Below are 19,596 nucleotides of genomic sequence, written 5' to 3'. Positions count from 1 at the left end.
GAAAAACGTTTTCATCTTGCTGGTGACGCGATAATAGCTGGAAGCAATGCATTGAAATATCAGTTTTATAGGTTGTTTTTATAAGAAACGGCGTTTTTTGGCGGGTGGTGGATGACAGTTTTCTGCCTGTTATGTGAAACGAAACCGATGATTTCGACTATTTATATCCTTGTTTTTAACACGTGCGAGAAAATAAGTACTTGTCACTGATAGGGAGCTGGTTGATGGTCTGAATAAGTAATCGGCTATGTGCATTTTAATACTGTATGTAGAGGGGGCGGTGTAGATAACACTGTGATCTGTCTCTCGAAGCAAGATCTCCTGCTGATACCTGCTGCATATTACGCTGGCCAGTAGCTCAGCCAGTTATTGCAAATCATTCCTATCTTCTATCTACGCAAACCCGGGGGATGTTGCATCCTTGAGCACACTTTCCTAAGACATAAAAAAGTTATACTTGCCAATCGTTTTACCGCTTTTTCTGTGACGGCGATCACTGTACCATCGCCGCCCGACCTGCCACCCGGCCGCAGCTCCCCCTGCGACGGCGCTGGCGTCACCCGATACTCGCCGTCACCCGGAACGTGAATGACCCCAGGATGGGACCCGCCACTAACCTGTAGGTTTGTGGTCTGCGTGTCGCGGGGTCGGCACCTCTCCCGCCCGCTCCCTGCGATGCCTGTCTGCAGACTTGCCGTATGAAACTTCTCTCTTCATAGGTGCAAGATGACGCTGTTATTGAGTCTGGTCGGTATGCTGGCCCTGATGTTTATCGCCTGGCTGGCCAGTGAAAACCGCCGTGCCATCCGCTGGCGGACCGTGCTGGGGGCCCTCGCCCTGCAAACCGGCTTTGCCGCCCTGGTGCTCTACTTCCCCCCCGGTCAAATCATGCTCGGCGCCATGAGCAACGGCGTCTCCGCCCTGCTCGGCTTTGCCGACAGCGGCATCCGCTTCGTGTTTGGCGATCTGGCCAGCAACGGCTTCATCTTCGCCGTGCGGGTGCTGCCGCTGGTGATCTTCATCAGCGCGCTGATCGCCGTGCTCTATCACTTCGGCATCATGCAGTGGGTGATCCGGGTGCTGGGGGGCGGCATTCACCGCCTGCTCGGCACCAGCCGCGCCGAATCCCTGGTGGCCACCGGCAACATCTTCCTCTCGCAGGGGGAGTCGCCGCTGCTGATCCGCCCCTTCCTCGCCGGCATGACCCGCTCCGAGCTGTTTGCGGTGATGACCTGCGGCATGGCCTCAGTGGCGGGCTCGGTGCTGGGGGGGTACGCCGGTCTGGGTGTGGATCTTAAATACCTGATTGCCGCCTCCTTTATGGCTGCGCCGGGTGGCCTCTTGATGGCGAAACTCTTGGTACCGGAGCAGCAACAGGTGCGCGAGCAGGCCGAGATCACCCTCGACAAGAGCGACTACAGCAACGCCATCGACGCCCTGGCGGGCGGCGCCATGAGCGGCATGAAGATCGCGGTGGCCATCGGCACCATCCTGCTGGCCTTTGTAAGCGTCATCACCATGATCAACGCCGGTCTCATCACGGTGGGCGAGTGGTTCGGCTGGGCCAATCTCTCCCTGCAGCAGCTGCTGGGCTATCTGTTTGCCCCGGTGGCCTGGCTCATCGGCGTGCCGGCCAGCGAGATGATGGCGGCAGGATCCTTGATTGGCCAGAAGGTGATCATGAACGAGTTCGTCGCCTACCTGGACTTTGCCAACATCAAGCAGGATCTCAGCGCCCACACCCAGATCATCATCACCTTCGCGCTGTGCGGTTTTGCCAACCTGGGCTCCATTGCGGTGCAGCTTGGCTCCATCGGCACCATGGCACCGGAGCGCCGCCACGACGTGGCGAGCCTCGGCTTCAAGGCGGTGCTGGCCGCGACCCTGGCCAACTTGATGAGCGCGACCCTGGCGGGGCTGTTCGCCTCTCTCGGCTAAGCGACCCTTGCCCCCATGTACACCCCGTCTCGCCACTGGCGCGGCGGGGTGTCGTCCATCTGGCGCCAACCACTGACGCCTCGGTACGGCCTGGGCTCGACAGGGGCGGGCACAGGCGGTAGCGTGATGGCGCGCGGCCCGTCCGCGCCCGTTCAGGCATTCATATAACAAGGAATCACACCATGACCCGTTTCTCTCGCGCATTGGCGCTCTCCCTGCTGCTGGTCGGCGCCGCGCCGGCGTTTGCCGCCGCCACCTATACCTCGGATCTGCTGCTGTCAGCGGACTTCAAGGCCCCCTGGGCCAAGGCGACCCAGGGCATCAAGAACCTGCCCAAGTGGGTGCGCAGCGGCAACGGCACCAGCTCCCCGCTCGAAGCCGTGGCCGGCACCCCTTATCAGAGCGGCTCGGTCTGCAAACCTCACGACTGCGCCAGCCACTACATGCAACTGCTGGTGGATGCCAAGGCCAAGCGGGTGTGGGGCGTGCTGATCGATCTGCCGGATAGCGATGCTGCCCGCGAAACCCCGTCTAAGTTCGCCCGCTACACCTGGCTCGGCCAGCCGGACAAGGGGATGCAGGCCGCCCTGATGAAGCAGGTTGAGGCCGACCCCAACTGGCAGTAAGCCTCGAAAAGCAAAAACCTCTGCCCAGGCAGAGGTTTTTTTATGGCGAAGAGGTGATGTGGCAGGGCGCTAGCGGCTCAGGATCCGCACCGAGCGGATGCGATTGTTGAAGTCGGTCGCCTCCTGCTCGCCGCCCTTGCGGGTGTAGTAGCCACCGCGAAAGTCGGTCTCCTCGAAGAAACGCACCACCCAGCCAGTCGGCACGGTGAAGGAGGAGATGCGGTTGGCAAAGCCGTAGTGACCGAGATCCGCAATATCCCGGTCGATGCGCAGGGACTCACCGTTCTGGTGGGAGCCGTCAAACACCAGCAGGACGCCGGCGTCGTCCCCTTCGTCCAATCGGGTTGTCAGGCAGCTCGCCTTGGCCGGTTCGCAAAACAGGCTGTTGTTGCCTTGGCCCTGCTGGCAGCGGCGGCTCACCTTCTGGCGCGCCAGCCATTCGCTGCGCCCCGCATCGGCATAGACGCTGTTGAAGGGGGTCAGGGTACAGATGTGGATACGCCCGCCACCCTGGCTCTGGCCGTTCACCACGATCTGGGGATTGATAAGGATATCGGCGCGGGCCGCTGTGCTCAGGGTCAACAGCGCCAGCAGGACAAACAGCTTGTTCATGGATGAGATCTTGCCAGTTCAAGGGGCGGCAAGGATTGCCGAGACGCAGGCCCGATGCAAGTGGGGGCGGCGCCCGCTGCGACACGCCTTGCCCGCCATCGATGTAAAGATGAAAGGCCCAAAGCAGAACACCGGCACAAGGCCGGTGTTCTGAATAGCATGGCGGCGGGCCCAGCGGGGCGCGCGGTCAAGGCGGCTTAGGCGTAGAAGGCCTCGACGGTGCCCTTGACGGTGATCAGCATGGGGTTGCCGTAGCGATCCTTGGCTTTGGGGGAGGGGATCTTCACCCAACCTTCGCTGATGCAGTACTCCTCGACATTGGTGCGCTCCTTGCCGTTCACGCGAATGCCGATCTCGTGCTGGAAGCACTCCGCCACATGGTGCGGGCTGCGCGGGTTGGCCGCCAGACGGTCGGGCAGGGCAGGTTTGTTGTCGCTCATTTTATTTACCTGAGTGTGATAAAAAGTGGGTCATTGTAGGCAATGCCCGTCATGGGCTCAAGGCTGGTGGCACGCAACTTCACCTTCACTTCACCGAGCGGGGATAAGGTAGGCTCACGTTTTCAGTTGGAGCTTCACTCTATGCCCACCATAGTCACTCACGCCGCCGTCCCTCTCTGCCTTGGGCTCGGGCTTGGCAGCCGGATTATTCCGCCGCGCCTGCTGCTGGCGGGGGTTGCCATCGCCATGCTGCCCGATGCCGACGTGCTCGCCTTTAAACTGGGGGTTGCCTACGGCCATGTCTTTGGCCACCGTGGCTTTACCCACTCTCTGCTGTTCGCCTTTGCCCTGCCCACTCTGGCCATGCTGTTTCACCGCCAATTTCGGGCCAGCGTCGCCACCGTCTGGTCGTTTCTGCTGGTCTCGCTGCTCTCCCACAGCCTGCTCGATTCGCTGACCACCGGCGGCAGGGGGGTTGGCTGGCTCTGGCCGTGGCGTGACGAACGATTTTTTGCACCCTGGCAGGTGATCCGGGTTGCCCCCTTCAAGCTGGAAGCCTATCTCACCGCCCGAGGTGAGGCGGTGATCCTCTCCGAGCTCTACTGGGTCTGGCTGCCGGGGGTTGTATTGATGCTGGTATTGATGGGATGGCGGGTGTGGTACAGGGGCCCTAGGGGATGCTGAGACTGGCGGCCAAGAGATGAAGATAGTCATAACTGTGCCACTGGGCGGCACAGAGAGCGAGCAGGGCGGAGGCCCCTAAAGCACTTTGATCCCAGTGCCGGAGCAATATCCACAGGGCATGCAGTATGCAGAGACCCAGGCGCACCAGATATATGAGGGCTAATGCCACTTCTATTAAATCCGATATACCGTAGGGATCATTTGGATTGTGATAAAGCAGGTCATAGCCAAAGGCGCGAAATCCGAGTCTTAACAGAAACAGGAAAAAGCAGATTATGGCCAGTCGTTTTGTTTTTCGGTTGCTGTTTGTCATTCCATTAGTCGCAGATGATGATAGTTCAATTATTGGATGGATTTTTACCTGCAAACTCATCGGCGTCATATATTTGCGATCCAGCAATAGATGCGAGCTCTTTAATTGTTATTAAGTTGGGGCTTTTTACAATAAAGCTGCAATACCAATCACCCTCGGTTTCTAAATGACGTTGGGACACCCATATTTTGAGAGTTGGCTATGGTAGGCCTTACTCAGAAATATGGGTGTCATGATTTTTTTGTAAGCTTAGTAATTTAATGCTCAGCTTTAGATATGGTGATGTGTCAACGCCGACTTCCTTTAGATCTCATTGTTAGGCCTTTTGTTTTGTGTTCAAACAGGAACGCAAACAATGCCATCGATGCACTGGCGATATAAATTATTGAGTAGAGTAAATGGTAACTACTAACCTCTTCTTCATGTATCTCAGCGAGGGAATCAGAATTAACGAAAAATGATTGCACTTGTGCCTTATACTTTTCCTTTTTTTCTTCCGAATCTAATGTAATGTAGTTCCACAGATATTCCAACTTTGCTTCAGTTGAACGACGTTCAAGGTCTGACTGAGTGCTTTCAACATCCTTTAAACTAGTAAGCTGAAATAAGGACGCTACAATAATTAGAAGCATGCTATAAAACTGTAGTCTTGTTGTCCACATATTATAATTCATATCTTTCACACCCTTGTTTATATTGTTAATCGCTTTGCGATGGGATGGCCAAATACAACCATAACTTTCACTATATAAAAATAAAGAAAATGCATATTTAAAGCGTTCGGTATAAAACATATATATTGTTTTTTAAGTTTCATCGATTGGATTTATACGTGTCATTTTTGTAGTTGATATTTGATGTGAAATTGGTAAGCACTAGACCAATTAATACTAAAGTGTACATAGACTGAACGATAACCAAGAGCTTAGATTTAGAATCTGTTGGCAGGATGTCACCGTAGCCAATAGTTGTTGCTGTAATGAAACTAAAATAAATTGCATCAATACTATTCGCTAGACCTTTAATCGACGCAAACCCTTCGTAGAGTACCGCAAAACCCAAACAAGTCTCGACATAGTTTATCATAACCATAAGGTAAGATCTTTTATTTGAAATCGGACTAGCATAAATATCAGATAAAAAAATAAGTCCTAAAAGGTATAGGAGTGTTTCAATTAGCAAATAACCCGTTAAAGCAAGAGTAAATGGGTTTGATTGTAACTCTAGCGAGAATATAGCTAGAGGTAAGCACAGCTTAACTACAACGTAAAACTCCGTTGCTAATTTTCTGCACAATAGTCCGCCATAACCTGAAATGTGTCTAATATATAGGCCTGGGAATACGAATGCAGAGATCACCAGTAATAACCTTAGCAACCTTTCAATTCCAAATGTTTTTTCTTTCTTTTCATTCCAAATTTTAGCAACTTTCCAGCCTTGAGATCTGATCGCAGGATGTACAAATTTCTTTTCTGAAACTAGGTCACTACAAATAAGTTTTAATAGGAATTTTTTCACTAGAATTAAGTGCCTAAGTTAATAAAAAATAGAATTACAGCCTAATGGCTAGTAAAGTATAACTCTAAAATGAAACAAAACAGTTGTAAGTATCACAGCTCATTGGAATTGGAAAGACATGAGTCTACAGCCCCTCTTAAAGAATTTATTAGCTGCGTCCTATCAATGATATTGATAACTTAATGATATTAAGTATATGAATTTATATGCTCTCATCTATTTGTTGAATAAATGACTGCAATGTCATACTTTTGTCGCTGTTGTTACAATTTCTGTCACTTGAAAAAACGCTACTTTACGATCATTGTCTAACTCCACATGATAGTCTTTTGCTTTTTTTTCGTCATCATAATCACCAAACAAAACATAATTAAATCCTTTCGGTTTCTGTGATGATTTAAATTTAATTCCATTAAAAATACCATCCTTGTAATTTCTAATGGTTTCAGATAGCACTTGTATATCTATATAGCTTACATCCGTAGGTCTAACAGGTCTTGAAATCAAATCATGTAATTTATGTAATAGATATCTATATCGGAAGAACTTAGAATTAGGATCTTCCAGAATATTGGGATCTTTAATTTTTATGTTATCTAAAAGTGTAAAGTCAAAAAAATTAAGGTCTTTTTTAGTTACAAACTCACCGATTGCAATCGTATCACTAATATAAGGACGAAGCTCTGCGATTGCAGTGTGATAGTCTCCAGCTGTATACATAAAAGATATCCCGGAGGGGCTCATACGGTTACTTCCAGCTAAATACTCTGGTGGAGCAGCAAGTTCTTTTTCAGGGGACGATTTAATAGTTTCTTTATGGGTATTATTTTGGACTATTCGCCCCCTGAATAAACTAGTTCCTTTTTTTATTTTCGTCAATGCTGAGTTGAATTCATTACTTTCTTTTTCAACATTAAACATACATGTTCCAATTATGTTTTCATAAAAATCAAGAGCCCTTTTATTAGTAAATCGACGAGTGTGCTTTACTTCTCTTGATATTTCATTCCATTCTGCAATAACACTTTTTCTGGCACTTTCAATGAATGAACTATCGATGATGCTTTTATATTTCCCTTCCGTTTTAAAATAGCTAGGTATTTCTTTGCATAATAGCAAGGTAAGTTTTTCAATTACTGTTTCATTTTCATAAGTAAATCTCTGCAATATATCTCGAAGTGAAACCAGTTCCGACATATTGTTTTCAATAAGTTTGTAATGTTTTGGGATATGCCTAGATAGTGTAAAAACAAAATCCTCTAAAAGCACTCCTCTCACATGTTTCTTCAAGCATATTAAGCAGCTCTCTTTTGTATTAAAGTCAGTGTTTTTTCTATTAAAATAAAAAGCGTTTTTATTGCAGTGTTCACAAATGGTTCCGATGCTTTCCTCAATTTCCTTTTCTCTAAGTTCATTCATAATATTCATTGTCACGAAATACCACCTGTTAAAACTTTATATCTATTGATAGAGTGAAATTTATTTTGGCAACAAATAGCAATCAGATAAATAGCATTGCTAATCCGATGAAAGATAACTCCATAAAATACCGCTTTTGGCCCCGAAGATTTATTATAAATTATGTTGTTACCAGCAAATTCTTGATGCTGAACGTATATCGCTTGATATCCCATTTTGCTCTAGAAATTTCACTGTGTAAAAACACTGATGTGGTGTTGGATATGGTAAGTACGGGCAAGGCTACCGCCCCTGAGTTCCAGCCCCCAGTCCGCTGCTTGTTAACCTGCGAGATAGCAACAATCGCTGTCATGGCGTTCTTCCGAGAGGTTGATTGTCATTTGGGTATCTTAAGGGCGATGCTGGTAGTTGAGAAGGGGGCTTTGGAGGGAATCTGTGTTGGATCAATAAATTAGTCATTGAGGCGGGCGTTGAGAGAGCAACTCATTTGGCAGGGAATGCACAATCCCCTCACCCCAGCCCTCTCCCGTAGGGAGAGGGCGTTACACGCTCATGGCTGCAAGCGGGGAGAAGCAACAAAAAGAAAGGGAGCCGGTCAGGCTCCCTTTCTCATGGTTATGGCGTGGTTATGTGAACTGATAACTCAGGGCCACAAACAGCCGACCCCATACCCGACTTTATCTATTGGTCGCGGCCTTCATCCCTTCCACAAACTCTTTCAGACGAGTGAGCATATGCTCCGGATTCTGGTGGTGGGTCTCGATGATCTTCACCACGGCGGAGCCGGAGATGGCCCCGGCGGCGCCAGCGGCAATGGCTTCACGCACCTGAGCCGGTTCGCTGATGCCAAAGCCGAGCAGGGCGGGGGGAGCGTTGAACTCGCGCAGGGTGTTGATCAATCCCTCAACCGGCATGCCGGCCTTGGTCTCGGCACCGGTCACGCCGGCACGGCTCACCAGATAGGTGTAACCATTACCCAGCTCCGCCACCTGTTTCAGGGTCTCGGCATCGCCATTGGGCGGGGCGATAAAGATGCTGTCGATACCGAACTTGTCGGCCGCCGCCTTGTAGGGGGCGCACATCTGCACCGGCACATCGGCCACCAGTACCGAATCCACACCGGCCTGCTGGCACTTCTCGTAGAAGCCGTCGATTTTGCGCACATAGACCAGGTTGGCGTAGACCAAGAGGCCAATGGGCAGCTGCGGGTACTTGGCGCGGATGCGGCCGAGCAGCTCAAAGCAGTCGTCCGGAGTGGTGTGGCTGGCAAACGCGCGTAGTGCGGCGCCCTGAATGGTGGGACCGTCCGCCACCGGATCGGAGAAGGGAATGCCGAGCTCGAGGGCATCGGCGCCCCCTGCGACCAGCGCATCGACGATGGCCAGCGACAATTCGGGGGTGGGGTCACCCAGCATCACGAACGGCACAAAGGCGCCCTGATTGGCTTCGTCCAGACGGGAGAAGAGTTGTGCGTAACGGTTCATGACAAGGTTCCTTCTTTCTCGAAAATGTCAGCCACGGTGAAGATATCTTTGTCGCCACGGCCGGAGAGGTTGACGATGAGCACCTGCTCTTTTTCCGGTTCACTGCGGGCCATCTTGAGGGCGTGGGCCAGTGCGTGGGAGGACTCCAGCGCCGGTATGATGCCTTCGGATTTGGCCAGCTCCTGGAAGGCGTCCAGCGCCTCCTTGTCGGTCACCGAGGGGTACTCGGCGCGGCCGATGGCGGCCAGGTGGGCGTGCTGCGGGCCGACGGAGGGGAAATCGAGCCCCGCCGAGACGGAGTAGGATTCCTGAATTTGGCCCTGGGTGTCCTGCATCAGGTAGGAGTGCATGCCAAAGAAGACCCCCTTGCTGCCGTGACCGAGCGGCGCACCGTGCTCGCCGCTCTCGATACCGTGACCACCCGGCTCGACGCCGATGAGGCGCACCGACGGCTCATCGATAAAGTCGGCAAACATGCCGATGGCGTTTGACCCGCCGCCGACGCAGGCGATCACCGCATCGGGCAGCCGCTCTTCCTTCTCGAAGCACTGGGCCTTGGCCTCTTCGCCGATCATCTTCTGGAACTCCCGCACGATAGTGGGGAAGGGGTGCGGGCCGGCGGCGGTACCGAGCAGGTAGTGGGCCGACTCGTAGTTGGCGGCCCAGTCGCGCAGCGCCTCGTTGCAGGCATCTTTCAGGGTGCTGGAGCCGGAGTGCACCGGAATGACGGTGGCGCCCATCAGCTTCATGCGAAAGACGTTGGGCTTCTGGCGCTCGCAATCCTTGGCACCCATGTAGACCCGGCACTTGAGGCCGAGCAGGGCGCAGGCCAGTGCGGTAGCGACGCCATGCTGACCGGCGCCGGTCTCGGCGATGATCTCTTTCTTGCCCATCCGCTTGGCCAGCAGCGCCTGACCCAGCACCTGGTTGGTCTTGTGGGCACCGCCGTGCAGCAGGTCTTCACGCTTCAGATAGAGGCGGGTCTTGGTGCCCTTGGTCAGATTGCGGGTCAGAGTGAGCGGGGTCGGGCGACCGGCATACTCGGTCAGCAGGGTCTGAAATTCGGCAATAAAGGCCGGATCATCCTTGGCATCGACGAAGGCCTTCTCCAGCTGGAGCAGGGCCGGGATGAGGATCTGGGGCACGTACATGCCGCCAAATTCACCAAAAAACGGGTTGAGCAGGGTCATGGTTTCTTCCTTATACCTTGAGTCGAAAACGGAACATCAATTACGAAACAGCGATTCAGTGGCGGTCTCACAGGGCGTGCTTACAGTTGGTGCAGGGCGGCAAACGCGGCCACCAGCTTGTGCGCATCCTTCTGGCCCGGGGCACTTTCCACCCCGGAGTTGAAATCCAGGCCGAGGCAGCCGACCTGGGCCGCCTGCAGGGCGTTGTCGGGGTTAAGGCCGCCCGCCAGCATCAGCTTGGCTTTATCGAGATGGGCCAGCAGTGCCCAGTCGAACGCCTGACCGGTGCCACCGCTCTGGCTGCCTACTTTTGTATCCAGCAGCAGGCGATCCGCCGGGTAGTCGATGGCGGGCAGCGGTTCGCCACTTGTGACTCCGACGGCCTTCCAGATCTGGCAGCCAGCCGGCAGCAGCGCGCGCAGCCCCTCGATATAGGCGGCATCTTCATCCCCGTGCAGCTGCACTGCCGCGAGGCCAAGCGCCTCCACCGTCTTGACGATGGTGGCGGGCTGGGCGTTGCGAAATACCCCCACATAGGCGAGCGGCGCGCCCGCCATCACGGCGCGGGCGGCGGGGATGTCCACATAGCGCGGGCTTTTGGCCACAAAGATAAGACCCCCAAATACCGCGCCCGCCTGATGGGCTGCAGCGGCGTCCTCGGGACGGGTCAGACCGCACACCTTGTTCTGGCCCAGAGTGAGCTTGCGCACCGCCGCTTCCAGATCCGGCTCGGCCATGAGAGATGAACCCACCAGAAAGCCCTTGGCATGGTGGCGCAGATCCGCCACCTGGGCGCGGTGGTTGATGCCGGACTCGCTGATCACCACCCGATCGCTTGGAATGTCTTTGGCCAGTTGCTTGGTGCGGGCGAGGTCGACGCTCAAATCCCGCAGGTCCCGGTTGTTGATACCGATCACCGGCGCCCCCAGCGCGATGGCGCGGGTCAGCTCCTCCTCGTTGCTCACCTCGGTGAGCACGCCAAGACCCAGCTCTTTGGCCACCGCGAACAGGGCGCGATAGCCCTCGTCGGTGAGCACCGAGAGCATCAGCAGAATGGCGTCCGCCTGATAGTGGCGAGCCAGATAGACCTGATAGGGGTCAATCATGAAATCCTTGCAGAGCACCGGCTGCTGCACACGGCTGCGCACCCGCGGCAGGAAGGCGAAATCCCCCTGAAAGAACTTCTCGTCGGTCAGCACCGAGATGGCGGTGGCGTATTTGCCATAGATGTCGGCGATGGCCTCCGGGCTGAAGTCGTTGCGGATCAAGCCCTTGGAGGGGGAGGCCTTCTTGCACTCCAGAATAAAGCGGGTGGAGCCCGCCTTGAGCGCCCCGACGAAATCCCGATCGCTTGGGGTCAGCGTGCTCTGGAAGCTCTCCAGCGGCTGGGCCAGCTTGCGGGCGGCAACCCACTCCTGTTTGGCCGCCACGATTTTGCCGAGAATGGTCTGGCTGATGGAGGCCATGTTCAGAAAAGCATGGGGGGCAATAAGGTCTGACATCTCGTTATCCTTGCGAAGCTGGTTATTGCCGGTTGGGCGTTCTGAATGACTGCTGTGCAGAGTCGTGGCTGACATCATGCCTCCTGATGGCTCAAGGTGGCCAGCCGAGCGGCGAGCTCCGCCGTCTTGCCGCTTGCCAGCACCGCCAGCACCTGGGCGGCCGCGCTCTTGAGATCCTTCGCCTTGCCCGCCATCAGCAGCAGCGGCGCCACGTTGGCGGCGATGGCTGCGTTGTGGGCCGGGGTGCCACGCCCTTCCAGAATGGCGGCGGTGATGGCGCGGTTCTCTTCCGGCTCACCGCCCTGAATGGCGCTGACCGGATAGGTCTCCAGGCCAAAGTCAGCCGGGGTTAACAGAAACTCGCGGATCTCGCCGTCACGGATCTGGGCCACCTGGGTCGGGCCGTGGATGGCAATCTCGTCAAGGCCGGCGCCGTGCACCACCATACCGGTTTTCAGCCCCAGAGCCAGCAGGGTTTCGGCGATGGGGCGTACCAGCTCGGGGGCATAGACCCCCATCAGCTGATAGGTGGGGCGAGCCGGGTTGATAAGCGGCCCCAAGACGTTAAATAGCGTCCTGGTTTTCAAGGCCTGACGCACCGGCATGGCGTGGCGCACCCCGGCGTGATACTGGGGGGCGAACAGGAAGCAGATGCCAAGCTCGTCCAGGCAGCGGCGCGCCTGCGCCGGGCTCATGTCGAGCTTGATGCCCATCTTGTCGAGCAGATCGCTCGACCCCGACTTGCTCGATACCGAGCGGTTGCCGTGCTTGGCCACTTTCAGGCCGCAGGCGGCGGCGACCAGCGCCGAGGTGGTGGAGACGTTGATGGTGTTGAGGCCATCGCCCCCGGTGCCGACGATGTCGCAGAACTCATAATCCGGACGCGGGAAGTCGCGCGCTTCCGCCAAGAGAGCCTCGGCGGCGCCGGCGATCTCCTCCGGGGTCTCCCCCTTGATCTTGAGGGCGGTCAACAGACTAGCGAGAACTATGGGATCCACTTCGCCACGTACCACCTGGCCGAAGGCGTCACGGGTACTTTCACGGCTCAGAGACTGACCCTGATAGAGGGTGTTGAGATGATGATGCATGTTGGTCTCCTTACCGCACACTGCTTTCTGGACGGGTGATATGGGCGAGCGCCTGAGTCAGCAGGCGGGCCCCTTCCGAGGTCATGATGGATTCCGGGTGGAACTGGAAGCCCAGCACCCGCTCATCCTGCTGCTCGATGGCCATGGGCATGCCCTGATAGTGGGCAATCACCGTCAGCTCTTCCGGTACATAGGTGGCGACCAGCGAGTGGTAGCGGGCCACCGGCAAGGGGCTTTGCAGCCCCGCAAAGGCGCCGTGGCCGTTGTGTTCAATCAGGGATCGCTTGCCGTGGACGATTTCGCCCGCCGCGCCGACGGTGCCGCCGTAGGCTTCACACAGGGCCTGATGGCCGAGGCAGATGCCGAGGATGGGCACCTGACCACGGGCCAGCTTGATAAGGTCAATCAGGCAACCTGCCTCGTGGGGAGCGCCCGGGCCCGGCGAGAGCACCAGTACGGCGTCTCCTTCGCAGGCAGCGATCTCGCTCATGATGCGGCTCGCCGGCAGGCTGTTGCGGTAGATCCGCACCGGATAGCCGAGGGAGCGGAACTGGTCGACGAGGTTGTAGGTAAAGGAATCGAAGTTGTCGAGCAGGAAGATGTTAGTCATGGCTCATGTCCTTATGTTGCTCCTGCTGGGCGCTCAGGGCTTGCAGGGAGGTGCCATGGCTGGCGGCGATGGCGGCCAGCACGGCGGCCGCCTTGGCGCGGGTTTCGTCCGCTTCGGCCTGGGGCTTGGAGTCATAGACCACCCCGGCACCGGCCTGCACGTGGGCCACGCCCTCTTTGACAAAGGCGGAGCGGATCACGATGCAGGTATCCATCTCGCCGGCGCCGTTGATGTAGCCGACCGCGCCGCCGTAGCTGCCGCGACGCTTGCCTTCCACCATGCGAATCAGCTCGCTGGCGCGGATCTTGGGGGCGCCGGTGAGGGTGCCCATGTTCATGCAGGCCTGATAGGCGTGCAGGGCGTCAAGGTCGGCGCGCAAGGTACCGACCACCTTGGAGACCAGATGCATCACGTGGCTGTAGCGATCCACTTTCAGCAGCTCCTTGACGTAGCGGGTACCCGGCTCCGAGATACGGGCGATGTCGTTGCGGCCCAGATCCACCAGCATCAGGTGCTCGGCCACCTCTTTCTCGTCCTGACGCAGTTCCAGCTCGATGCGGCCGTCGAGATCCCGGTTGATGCTGCCATCGGGGTTGAAGCCGCGGCGGCGGGTGCCGGCGATGGGGTACATCTCCACGTCGCGGCTGGTGGCGCAGAATTTCACCGCGCTCTCGGGGGAGGCGCCAAACAGGGTGAAACCCTCATCCTGCACGTAGAACATGTAGGGGCTGGGATTGGTCTGCTTGAGGCGGCGATAGGCGGCGATGGGGCTGGGGCAGGGCAGGGAGAAGCAGCGTGACGGCACCACCTGGAAGATGTCACCGCGGCGGATGAAGCCCTTGAGCTTCTCCACCTCGGCGCAGAACTGCTTGTCGCTCTTGTCCACGCTCATGCCGCCGGCGAGGGCCGGGGTGGCCGGTGCCTGCGCGGGGGCTTGCTGGCAGACGTGCTTGAACTGGGCGAGGCGCTCGCTCAGGCGGTGGTATCTGTCTTCCACCCGGCTCTCGTCGCTGTCACCGCCGAAGATGCAGGCGAGCAGCGCAGTGGAGCGTGCGATGTGGTCGATGGTGATCAGGGTCTCGGCCACGTAGAAGCAGTAGTCGGGGCAGTCGTTGCTCCCCTGTGGCACGTCGGGCAGATCTTCAAAGGAGGCGATGAGGTCGTAGGCGAAGCTGCCGGCCATAAACAGGGCTTCTTTGCCGAGCTGGCAATCGAGCTCCCGTTGCAGGGTGCGCAGCACGTCCAGCACGCTGATCCCCTTGAGGCGGCTGTCTTCGTCCTGTTCCCGATCGGAGGCCGGGAAGTCGAGCTGCAGCTCGCCGGCCACCAGACTCTGGGCAACGGCGGCGGGCAGGCGCTCGGCCAGCAGGCTCTGCAGCTGGGCGCCGTTGTCGTTGAGGCTGCGCACCCGCACGGTGCGGCCACGGCACTCGATGCGCAGGCAGGCGTCCACCAGCAGCAGGCTCTGTTTGCCCGCCTTGGAGTCGATCTCGACCGATTCCAGCAGCAGGTTGTTGGGGCGACCCTGGCAGAGCTCGCTGTAGAGTGCCAGCGGATCGGCCACATAGGGGGCGTTGAGGGTGAGGGTATCGAATTCACCCAGAGGAAGGCGATGGCTGGCTGTCATAGTGCGTTCCCTTGCGTGTGATGTTGTTTACCGATGTTCATGACGTTGAATTCCTTGAAAATTTAATGGGGCTGGGGTGGCTGGTTCAGGGGCGCCATCGCCAGGTCAGGTTGCTTGTCTGAATTCTCGGTTTCATCACAGGTCCATTTGCCGGATAATAAAAAAGCCCGCTGGGGTCAGCGGGCTTTTTCTTTGGGTTCTTTATTTGCTGTCAGATTTACAGGTACAGCAACGACCACACGCCCGCATGTCAGGGAGTGTGCCACCACCAGATGGTCAGGATGGAAGTCGTTTGCATGATAAAGTCCTGTAAAAAGATGTTTGCAATGAAGTGCCTACAGAAAACGATAAAGCCGCGGCCAAGTCAAGTCGCTTTTTAGCCTTCTTTCACCGAATGTGTACCCATGGTGACCTGACCACGAGAGCGGAATAATCTGATGAGATTCGATCTACACTGCCATACCACGGCCTCGGATGGCGTGCTGAGCCCAGCCGAACTGGTGCGCCGCGCCGCCGCACAAGGGGTCGAAGTGTTAGCAGTCACTGACCACGATACCCTTGCCGGGCTTGACGAGGTGCGCCGCACCATCGACGCCGAGCAACTGCCGCTGCGACTGGTGAGCGGGGTCGAGATCTCCACCGGCTGGGAGCATCACGAGATCCATATCGTGGCGCTGGGAGTGGATGAAAAAAATCCGCAGCTGGTGGCGTTTCTGGCCGGCCAGCTGGCCCGTCGTGAGGCGCGCGCCCAGAAAATAGGGCGTCGTCTGGAGAAGTGCCAGCTCCCCGGCACCTATGAAGAGGCCAAGCTGCTGGCTGGCGACGCCGCCGTGACCCGGGCCCACTTTGCCCGGGTGCTGATGGCGCGCGGGGTGGCCGATACCATGCAGAAGGTCTTCAAAAAGTACCTGAGCCGGGGCAACAAGGGCTATGCTCCGGCCGAGTGGCCCGAGATGGGCGAGGCGATCAGCGCCATTCACGCCGCTGGCGGTCTAGCGGTGTTGGCCCACCCGAGCCGTTACGACCTCACCGCCAAGTGGATCAAGCGGCTGCTGGTGGCCTTCAAGGCGGCCGGTGGCGATGCCATGGAGGTCTCGCTGCCCCAGCAGAGTCCGCAGGAGCGGGCCAATCTCGGCCAGTGGGCCAAGGAGCACGACCTCTACATCTCGGTGGGATCGGATTTTCACTTTCCCTCCAACTGGACCGAGCTGGGGCGCCACCTCTGGTTGCCCAAGGAGGGCATGCCGCTCTGGCTGGCCCATCCCGGCCACTTCGGCCTGAGCGCCGAGCAACACGCCGCCCTGCTGGCCAGCCGTTGAGAGGCGCCGGCGGACGTCAAACAGATTAAGGTAGCGTCGTGGAGCCCGGCTCCACGGCCATCAAGCGGGCAGGCATTGCCGCCCCCATTGCGAGAACGAGTCATGAGTCAGCACTTTTACGTACATCCGGAAAACCCCCAGGCCCGTCTGATCAGCCAGGCGGTACAGATCATTCAGAACGGCGGCGTCATCGTCTATCCCACCGACTCGGGCTATGCGCTGGGTTGCCAGATGGGCGACAAGGGCGCGCTGGAGCGCATCTGCCGTATCCGCCGCATCGATCCCAACCACGACTTCACCCTGGTGTGCCGCGATCTCTCCGAGATCTCCACCTATGCCAAGGTGGACAACACGGCGTTTCGCCTGATCAAGAACAACACCCCCGGCCCCTACACCTTCATCTTCAAGGCCACCAAGGAAGTACCGCGTCGCCTGATGAACGAGAAGAAGAAGACCATCGGCATTCGGGTGCCGGACAACAAGATTGCCCAGGCGCTGTTGGAAGCGCTCGGCGAGCCGCTGCTCTCCACCACATTGATCCTGCCGGAATCGGACATGGCGGAGTTCGACCCGGAGGAGATCTTCGACAAGCTGGGCAAACAGCTGGATCTGGTGGTCAACGGCGGTTATCTGGGCGAGCAGCCCACTACCGTGGTGGACTTCTCCGACGACGAGCCTGTGCTGCGCCGGCGTGGTGCCGGGGACCCGACTCCGTTTGAGTGATACTGCCGATCCTGTGCCGGTGACGACCACGCCCACGGCGGGCGAGAGGGCGGCGAGCCCGGCGGGGGAGGCCATTCCCCCCCAGGCCGTCCCGTCTCCCATCGCCCGGGTGTTGGGGCAGCCCTATCACGAGCTGCCCCAGGATTTGTTCATCCCGCCCGATGCACTGGAGGTGTTTCTCGATACCTTCGAGGGGCCGCTCGATCTGTTGCTCTACCTCATCCGGCGCCAGCAGCTCGACATCCTCAACCTGCCGATCCTGCAGATCACCGCCCAGTACATGGAGTACGTGGAGCTGATGCAGGGCCTCAATCTGGAGCTGGCGGCCGAATACCTGCTGATGGCGGCCTGGCTGGCGGAGATAAAATCCCGCCTGCTGCTGCCCAAGGCGCCGGAGCTGGAAGATGAGGAGGAGGGGGAAGACCCCCGCGTTACCCTCATTCGCCGGCTGCAGGAGTACGAGCGCTACAAGGTGGGGGCGGAGCGGGTCAACGAGTTGCCGCGGTTGGAGCGGGAGATCTTCATCGCCACCGCGCTGCCGCCGGATTTTGGCGATCTCAAACCATTGACGCCCGATGTTTCGCTGGTTGAGCTCGCCCTTTACATGCAAAGTGTGGTAAAACGCGCGACTCATTTTGAACATCACCAGATCCGCCGTGAGCAGATCCCGACTCGGGTGCGCATGGCGGAGATCCTTGCCATGCTCTCGCTGGGCCAGACCCTGCGCCTGGATCGGGTGCTGCGCGCCGAAGAGGGGCGCATGGGGGTGTTGGTGACGTTTCTGGCGCTGCTGGAGCTGTGCAAGGAGCAGCTGATCTGGATCCTGCAGGCGGAACCGCTGGGACCGATCCACTTTGCCCTGGCCGGCCAGCATGAGGAGAGCGAGCGTGGCGCTGCCCACTGAACGGTTGAAGAGGCCGATGTTGCGAGGAGCAGACCATGGCGCTGCCAGCTGAACGACTCAAGACGCTGATCGAGGCGGCACTGTTCGTCGCCGGACGCCCGCTCAGCGTCAGCGAGCTCAAGAGCAGCGTTCTGGCGGACTACCCGGTCACCAGCCGCTACGTCCAGCTGTTGCTGGCGGAGCTCAGACAGGATTACAGCGAACGGGGAGTGGAGCTCAAGGAGGTGGCCTCCGGCTGGCGCTTTCAGGCCCGCCAGGAGTACGCCGAGGAGCTCTCCAGGCTCTGGAGTGAGCGGGCCCCCCGTTATTCGCGCGCCGTGATGGAGACGCTGACGCTGATCGCCTATCGTCAGCCCATCACCCGGGCCGAGATCGAAGCCATCCGCGGGGTGGCGGTCTCGAGCCAGATAGTGAATACCCTGAAAGAACGTGGCTGGGTGCGCAGCATCGGCCACAAGGAGGTGGTGGGTCGCCCGGAGCTGCTCGCCACCACCCGAGAATTTCTGGATTATTTTAATCTGCAGAGTCTGGAGCAGCTCCCCGAGCTGGATCCCGAACTGCAACCCTCGTTGTCCACGCTGACATTGGCAGCTGCGGGCAGCGATCAACAATCAGGTAACCCCGATGAGTGAAAAACTGCAAAAAGTGTTGGCCCGCGCGGGTCACGGCTCCCGTCGTGAGATGGAGGCCCTGATCACCGCAGGTCGGGTCAGTGTGGATGGCAAGGTCGCCACACTGGGGGATCGCGTCGAAGTGAACGCCGTGATCCGGGTGGATGGACACCAGATCAAGACCCGTGCCGCAGAGGAAGTGATCTGCCGCGTACTGGCTTACCACAAGCCGGAAGGGGAGATGTGTACCCGTCACGATCCGGAAGGTCGTCCCACCGTGTTTGATCGTCTGCCCAAGATGGAAGGGGCCCGCTGGATTGCGGTCGGCCGCCTCGACGTCAACACCTCAGGTTTGCTGCTGTTCACCACCGACGGTGAGCTGGCCAACCGGCTGATGCACCCGAGCCACGAAGTGGAGCGGGAATACGCGGTGCGGGTGTTTGGCGAGATCACCGAAGCCATGCTGCAGCGCCTGCGCAAGGGCGTGCAGTTGGAAGACGGCATGGCCAAGTTCAACAAGATCAAGCCGGCCGGCGGCGAGGGTCTGAACCAGTGGTTCAACGTCACCCTGACCGAGGGGCGCAACCGTGAAGTGCGCCGTCTGTGGGAATCCCAGGAAGTGCAGGTGAGCCGCTTGATGCGCATTCGCTACGGCGACGTGCAGCTGGACCGCGGCATCCCGCGCGGTGGCTGGCAGGAACTGAAACTGCCCGAGGTGAACTACCTGCGTGGCCTGGTCAACCTGCCCAACGAGACCGAGTCCAAGGTCGATCTGCAGCAGGATGGCAAAACCAGCCGTCACAAGCAGGCCGCCCAGATCCGTCGCGCCGTCAAGCGCCACAAGGAGATGCAGGGCAAGGAGCCGCGCGCCCGCGCCACCACCGCCCGTCGCAAGCCGACCTCCTCCACCCGCAACTCGGGTACCGGCAGCAAGTAAGCGCTGCGTGGCCGCAAGGCCGTACAGCAAAAGGCCCGCCTCTTCGGCGGG

Annotated in this window: 20 protein-coding genes; 8 read left to right on the top strand and 12 right to left on the bottom strand. The window is 57.7% G+C overall.

Translation table 11 applies throughout. From position 1 onward, the window contains the following. Window positions 1-726 precede the first annotated feature (726 nt). Together E5E96_RS00160 and E5E96_RS00155 are read left to right on the top strand one after the other, a co-directional pair. The gene (locus tag E5E96_RS00160; protein ID WP_171281286.1) at window positions 727-1,938 is read left to right on the top strand and encodes a NupC/NupG family nucleoside CNT transporter; all 1,212 of its coding nucleotides are present in this window, start codon (window positions 727-729) and stop codon (window positions 1,936-1,938) included. Between the two features lie 182 nt (window positions 1,939-2,120). Continuing rightward, window positions 2,121-2,564: an inhibitor of vertebrate lysozyme family protein gene (locus E5E96_RS00155; protein WP_016351391.1), complete on the top strand. Its 444-nt coding sequence runs from the start codon at window positions 2,121-2,123 to the stop codon at window positions 2,562-2,564. Window positions 2,565-2,633: 69 nt separating this feature from the next. Here E5E96_RS00155 and E5E96_RS00150 read toward each other — a convergent pair whose 3' ends face one another. Then, window positions 2,634-3,176 (bottom strand): beta/gamma crystallin-related protein, encoded by a 543-nt coding sequence (locus tag E5E96_RS00150; protein ID WP_171281285.1) that lies wholly within the window; start codon window positions 3,174-3,176, stop codon window positions 2,634-2,636. Between the two features lie 197 nt (window positions 3,177-3,373). After that, window positions 3,374-3,616 carry a DUF3297 family protein gene (locus E5E96_RS00145; protein WP_005302916.1) on the bottom strand — a complete coding sequence of 81 codons (243 nt, stop codon included), beginning with the start codon at window positions 3,614-3,616 and terminating at the stop codon, window positions 3,374-3,376. Window positions 3,617-3,757: 141 nt separating this feature from the next. On the opposite strand from E5E96_RS00145, the gene E5E96_RS00140 reads away from it, so the two are divergent. Then, window positions 3,758-4,300, top strand: a complete 543-nt coding sequence (locus E5E96_RS00140; RefSeq protein ID WP_171281284.1) for a metal-dependent hydrolase — start codon at window positions 3,758-3,760, stop codon at window positions 4,298-4,300. Here E5E96_RS00140 and E5E96_RS00135 read toward each other — a convergent pair. From E5E96_RS00135 to E5E96_RS00090, 10 genes are all read right to left on the bottom strand, one after another. Next, window positions 4,287-4,682, bottom strand: a complete 396-nt coding sequence (locus E5E96_RS00135; RefSeq protein ID WP_253264688.1) for a hypothetical protein — start codon at window positions 4,680-4,682, stop codon at window positions 4,287-4,289. The genes E5E96_RS00140 and E5E96_RS00135 overlap by 14 nt on opposite strands. A gap of 218 nt (window positions 4,683-4,900) precedes the next feature. Beyond that, a complete protein-coding gene (locus E5E96_RS00130; protein WP_171281283.1) occupies window positions 4,901-5,407 on the bottom strand; it encodes a hypothetical protein in 507 nt (168 codons plus the stop codon). 19 nt (window positions 5,408-5,426) lie between these two features. Then, a complete protein-coding gene (locus E5E96_RS22445) occupies window positions 5,427-6,131 on the bottom strand; it encodes a potassium channel family protein (RefSeq protein ID WP_041203154.1) in 705 nt (234 codons plus the stop codon). A 243-nt stretch (window positions 6,132-6,374) separates the two neighbouring features. Next, window positions 6,375-7,559: an RES family NAD+ phosphorylase gene (locus E5E96_RS00120; protein WP_253264722.1), complete on the bottom strand. Its 1,185-nt coding sequence runs from the start codon at window positions 7,557-7,559 to the stop codon at window positions 6,375-6,377. Window positions 7,560-8,227: 668 nt separating this feature from the next. After that, window positions 8,228-9,034 (bottom strand): tryptophan synthase subunit alpha, encoded by an 807-nt coding sequence (trpA, locus tag E5E96_RS00115; protein WP_005350211.1) that lies wholly within the window; start codon window positions 9,032-9,034, stop codon window positions 8,228-8,230. Continuing rightward, window positions 9,031-10,224 (bottom strand): tryptophan synthase subunit beta, encoded by a 1,194-nt coding sequence (gene trpB / locus E5E96_RS00110; protein WP_017410364.1) that lies wholly within the window; start codon window positions 10,222-10,224, stop codon window positions 9,031-9,033. The genes trpA and trpB overlap by 4 nt, the downstream gene beginning before the upstream one ends. An 80-nt stretch (window positions 10,225-10,304) precedes the next feature. Beyond that, window positions 10,305-11,801, bottom strand: coding sequence for a bifunctional indole-3-glycerol-phosphate synthase TrpC/phosphoribosylanthranilate isomerase TrpF (trpCF, locus tag E5E96_RS00105; RefSeq protein ID WP_171281281.1), 1,497 nt, complete (start codon window positions 11,799-11,801; stop codon window positions 10,305-10,307). Next, entirely contained in the window at window positions 11,801-12,814 is a 1,014-nt protein-coding gene (gene trpD / locus E5E96_RS00100; protein ID WP_024944101.1) for an anthranilate phosphoribosyltransferase, read from the bottom strand. The genes trpCF and trpD overlap by 1 nt, the downstream gene beginning before the upstream one ends. A gap of 10 nt (window positions 12,815-12,824) precedes the next feature. Continuing rightward, window positions 12,825-13,424 carry an aminodeoxychorismate/anthranilate synthase component II gene (locus tag E5E96_RS00095; RefSeq protein WP_016351382.1) on the bottom strand — a complete coding sequence of 200 codons (600 nt, stop codon included), beginning with the start codon at window positions 13,422-13,424 and terminating at the stop codon, window positions 12,825-12,827. Beyond that, window positions 13,417-15,051, bottom strand: a complete 1,635-nt coding sequence (locus E5E96_RS00090; protein ID WP_171281280.1) for an anthranilate synthase component 1 — start codon at window positions 15,049-15,051, stop codon at window positions 13,417-13,419. Before E5E96_RS00090 ends, E5E96_RS00095 begins: the two co-directional genes overlap by 8 nt. A 437-nt stretch (window positions 15,052-15,488) precedes the next feature. Here E5E96_RS00090 and E5E96_RS00085 point away from each other — a divergent pair, with 437 nt between their 5' ends. The 5 genes from E5E96_RS00085 (at window position 15,489) to rluB (ending at window position 19,545) form a co-directional block, all read left to right on the top strand. Continuing rightward, complete coding sequence (locus E5E96_RS00085) at window positions 15,489-16,370, top strand: PHP domain-containing protein (protein ID WP_171281279.1); 882 nt, start codon at window positions 15,489-15,491, stop codon at window positions 16,368-16,370. 102 nt (window positions 16,371-16,472) lie between these two features. Beyond that, a complete protein-coding gene (locus tag E5E96_RS00080; RefSeq protein WP_016351379.1) occupies window positions 16,473-17,093 on the top strand; it encodes an L-threonylcarbamoyladenylate synthase in 621 nt (206 codons plus the stop codon). Then, the gene (locus E5E96_RS00075; protein ID WP_171281278.1) at window positions 17,086-17,997 is read left to right on the top strand and encodes a ScpA family protein; all 912 of its coding nucleotides are present in this window, start codon (window positions 17,086-17,088) and stop codon (window positions 17,995-17,997) included. Before E5E96_RS00080 ends, E5E96_RS00075 begins: the two co-directional genes overlap by 8 nt. A 35-nt stretch (window positions 17,998-18,032) precedes the next feature. Then, the gene (scpB, locus tag E5E96_RS00070; RefSeq protein ID WP_016351377.1) at window positions 18,033-18,629 is read left to right on the top strand and encodes an SMC-Scp complex subunit ScpB; all 597 of its coding nucleotides are present in this window, start codon (window positions 18,033-18,035) and stop codon (window positions 18,627-18,629) included. Then, window positions 18,622-19,545 carry a 23S rRNA pseudouridine(2605) synthase RluB gene (gene rluB, locus E5E96_RS00065; protein ID WP_011706718.1) on the top strand — a complete coding sequence of 308 codons (924 nt, stop codon included), beginning with the start codon at window positions 18,622-18,624 and terminating at the stop codon, window positions 19,543-19,545. The genes scpB and rluB overlap by 8 nt, the downstream gene beginning before the upstream one ends. Window positions 19,546-19,596: the final 51 nt, after the last annotated feature.

It is taken from the genome of Aeromonas sp. 1805, assembly GCF_013085525.1.
GTDB lineage: Bacteria > Pseudomonadota > Gammaproteobacteria > Enterobacterales > Aeromonadaceae > Aeromonas > Aeromonas hydrophila.
Note: the sequence above shows the minus strand (reverse complement) of the source record. Positions and strands in the feature narration are given on the sequence as shown.